The 2,903-nt window shown below is 72.6% G+C and carries 2 protein-coding genes; both read right to left on the bottom strand.

The window, feature by feature from the left end; translation table 11 throughout:
• Positions 1 to 158: 158 nt before the first annotated feature.
• Positions 159 to 1,955, bottom strand: coding sequence for a thiamine pyrophosphate-requiring protein (locus tag AB0C29_RS41530; protein ID WP_360832777.1), 1,797 nt, complete (start codon positions 1,953 to 1,955; stop codon positions 159 to 161).
• A gap of 48 nt (positions 1,956 to 2,003) precedes the next feature.
• Positions 2,004 to 2,582, bottom strand: coding sequence for a QsdR family transcriptional regulator (locus tag AB0C29_RS41535; protein WP_360832780.1), 579 nt, complete (start codon positions 2,580 to 2,582; stop codon positions 2,004 to 2,006).
• Positions 2,583 to 2,903 lie beyond the last annotated feature (321 nt).

The raw sequence follows: 2,903 nt of genomic DNA on the forward strand, positions 1-2,903 counted from the left end.
GCCTCCTCGTGCGTCTCGGCGGCGATCACCGAGGCGCTGACCATCAGGTGCGGCTCGGGGAAGCGCGGCGACGGCACCACGATGTCCCTGAGCACGCTCCGTCCTTCCGCCACGCCGAAGCGCCCGGATGCCCGAAATCGGCGCTGCGAAACGTACGGTCAGCCGGCCGGGTCGTCGTAGCCCTCGTCCGCGCGTTCCCGGCGCAGGTGGGCCTCGGCCCTGCGGGCCGTCTCCCCGCCCTCCGCCGCCAGGCCCGCGTACATGCCTTTGACCTTCTCGAACGGGCGCCCGGGAGGCAGCAGCGGGACCGCCGGGTCGACGACGGCGTCGATGACCACGGGCCGGTCGGCCGCCAGCGCGGTGTCCCAGGCCGCCGGCAGGTCGTCGGGCGACGTGACGCGCAGCCCTCGCAGGCCGAGCAGCTCGGCATAACCGGCGTACGGCACCTCCGGCAGCTGCTGGGAGGTGGCGAACCGCGGCTCGCCCTCCATCTCGCGCTGTTCCCAGCTCACCTCGGCGAGGTCCCGGTTGTTCAGCACGCAGACCACGAACCGCGGGTCGGCCCAGTCGCGCCAGCGGGCGGCCACGGTGACCAGCTCGGCGAGGCCGGTCATCTGCATGGCGCCGTCCCCGGTCAGGGTGATCACCGGCCGGCCGGGGGCGGCCAGCTTGGCGGCGATCCCGTACGGCAGCCCGCAGCCCATCGACGCGAGGGTGCTCGACAGATGGGCCGGGACGCCGCGGGGCAGGCGCAGGTGCCGGGCGTACCAGTAGACGACCGAGCCGACGTCGACCGCCACCTGGGCGTCCGCGGGCAACCGGTCGGCGAGGGAGTGGACCACGAACTGGGGGTTCATCGGCTCGGCCGGGGCGGTGGCGCGGGCGGTGGAGATCTCGTGCCACCGGCGTACCCATGCCTCGACCTGGTCGCGCCACGCGCGTTCGGGGCGCGGCTGCACCTCGGCGAGCAGACCCCGTACCGTCTCGGCGGCGTCGCCGAGCAGCGGCACCTCGATCGGATAGCGCACGCCGAGCTGCCGCCCGTCGATGTCGATCTGCACCGCCCGGGCCTGCCCGGGCGCGGGGTAGAACTCGGTCCACGGGTCGTTGGTGCCGATCAGCAGCAGGGTGTCGCAGTTGCGCAGGAGCTGCTCGCTCGCCGTGGTGCCGAGGTGGCCCATCACGCCGGTGTGGAACGGCAGGCCCTCGTCCAGCACCGGCTTGCCCAGCAGCGACGCCGTGACGCCCGCGCCGAGCCGATCGGCCAGCTCGACGATCTCCGCGGCCGCGCCGTACGCGCCCTGACCCACCATGATCGCGACCCGCTCGCCGGCCCGCAGCACCTCGGCCGGCGCCCGCAGGTCCTCCTCGCGCGGCACGACCCGGGCCGGGCGCTGGCCCGGACTGGTGACCATGACGCCGTGCTCGTGCGCGGTCGGGTCCGGCGCGGGCGCCGACTGCACGTCGTGCGGCAGGATCACGCAGGTCGGGCTGCGGGTGGCCAGCGCGGTCCGGAACGCCCGGTCGATGAGCATCGGCACCTGCTCGGGAGTGTGCGCGGCCTGGACGAACTGGGCGCACACGTCACCGAAGAGCCGGACCAGGTCGATCTCCTGCTGGTACGCGCTGCCCAGCACCGTCGAGGCCTGCTGCCCGACGATCGCCACGACCGGCTTGGAATCGAGTTTGGCGTCGTAGAGGCCGTTGAGCAGGTGCACCGCGCCGGGGCCCTGAGTGGACAGGCAGACACCCGGACCGCCGGTGTACTTCGCGTGCCCGACAGCCATGAACGCGGCCGCCTCCTCGTGCCGGGCCTGCACGAACGTGGGTTTCCCGGCCCGGCGCAGCGCACCCAGCACGCCGTCGATGCCGTCGCCGGAATACCCGAAGACGCGGTCCACCCCCCAGTCACTGAGGCGTTCCACGAGCAGATCCGCGACCGTACGCTCAGCCATGACGTTCTCCTCCCGGTGGCAGGTCCCGTCTACCCCGCCGCGCCGGGCTCAATCGGCGGGATCCGGCCAGACCTCGGTCAGCAGGGCGCGCAACGCCTTCTCGGGCGCGTCGAGGTCGGACTGCTCGTACAGCAGCCCGGCGTAGAGGGCGGCCTCGGCCATCCGGGTGTAGAGGTACGCCAGCCGGTCGAGGTCCACGCCCGGGTCGGCCGGGGCACCGCAGCCCGCCTCCAGGAAGATCTCCCGCTGGGCGGCGACCACCCGCGGATGCACGACCCCGGCGGTGGAGTACATGACCCGGTCGGCGAGCTCGGTCTCGGTGGTGACGAAGGTGATCAGCGCGTGGGCCTGGGGCAGGCCGGCGGCGAAGTGCCGGGTCACCTCCAGGACGCCGTCGACGCCGTTCTGCGTCCGGGCCTTCCGCGCGGCGGCCAGGCGCAGCTCGCACAGGGTCCACAGGACGTGCCCGAGCAGCTGTTCACGGCTGTGCACCACCCTGTACAACGTGGCCCGGCTGACGGCCAGCTCGGTCGCGAGCTCGTCCAGGTCGACCGTGCCGTTGCGCAGAAAGTGCCGGACGGCTCCCGCCACGGCGGCCTCGTGGCTGATCACCCGGCGAGGGGTCACGGTGCTCCTCCCCCGGCCCGGCGCGGCATGCGTCCATCCTGCGGCACGCCCTGCGGGCCTTCCATCCGCTCGTCGGACCGGCGCCGATGACATTCCGGCTCACGCCTGTTACCCGTCCGGCCGGAATTTCCACCAGTCTATTTATTGCGCTTTGATGACCGCCTCGACCCCGTTTCCGGTTCGCCGCATTTCCGAAGGTCGTCCCTGCTCACGGCCATGATCGTGCGACTGCCGTCTCACGATCGTCACGGAACTGGTGCCACCCGAACACGGCTGGCTAATGTCCGGACACACCATTCGATGCGCATTGTTTCCCGGGGC

Source organism: Actinoplanes sp. NPDC048791 (genome assembly GCF_040650095.1).
Classification (GTDB): domain Bacteria; phylum Actinomycetota; class Actinomycetes; order Mycobacteriales; family Micromonosporaceae; genus Actinoplanes.

What these genes read in the sequence shown, in the direction of transcription:
- AB0C29_RS41530 (WP_360832777.1), bottom strand. Translation starts at nt 1,955, where the DNA reads ATGGCTGAGCGTACGGTCGCGGATCTGCTCGTGGAACGCCTCAGTGAC.